General features: G+C 43.7%; 1 protein-coding gene. It reads left to right on the top strand.

All coding sequences use genetic code 11. The features are described from left to right. The first annotated feature begins 184 nt into the window (after positions 1-184). Positions 185-607, top strand: a complete 423-nt coding sequence (locus AC1DWN_RS34855) for an amino acid permease (protein WP_477563365.1) — start codon at positions 185-187, stop codon at positions 605-607. Positions 608-666: the final 59 nt, after the last annotated feature.

Raw genomic sequence — 666 nt, 5'->3', positions numbered from 1 at the left:
ATTTGATATCGAAGAGTTAAGGGACGAGGTCCTTCGTTTAGTTTGTTGAGTTTCTTTTTTAGTTAGTCATTGGGCGGTAAACTCGATTTTTGAGTTTACCGTTTTTTTTCGCTAGTTGGGCAGTCTTTTTCCAACATGGGAGCCGAATGCAGGTCATACATTAACGTATGGGGGTATTCGGAATATGGCTTTTGTAATTGGATTCGTGCTGCTGTCTTTCCTAACCCTTACTCAGACAATTTCTATAGGTAGTGGTGCTAGTGAAACGATCAATAGATGGATTATGGAAGGTAGAGGAGGGGCTGGGCTAGCAGCAATCATAGTTGTACTGGTGATCCTATCGCTATGGAGCGGAGGTATTCAATCGATGACTGTATGCTCACGCGTCCTCTTCAGCCTTGCTAGGGATGAAGCACTCCCTTTTAGTCAAAAGTGGTCAGCGGTGTCCGAACGCTTTCAAACGCCGATTCAGGCCGTCTGTTTATGTGCTGGCATCTCATTAGCCATGCTTGTAGGAGTTAAGATGTTCCATGCATCAGATATTGTAATGGATGTGATGTCGTTTTCGATTATAAGCTTGCATATTTCCTATATGATTCCTATTTAGTTTATGCTGATAAGTGGGGAGAAGCGGCAGCTGCTTCAGGATGCACCTCGCAGTTGTAT

The organism is Paenibacillus sp. P4_A7, assembly GCF_056402455.1.
The sequence above is the reverse complement of the archived record's forward strand: the minus strand, read 5'-3'. Positions and strand labels throughout refer to the sequence as shown.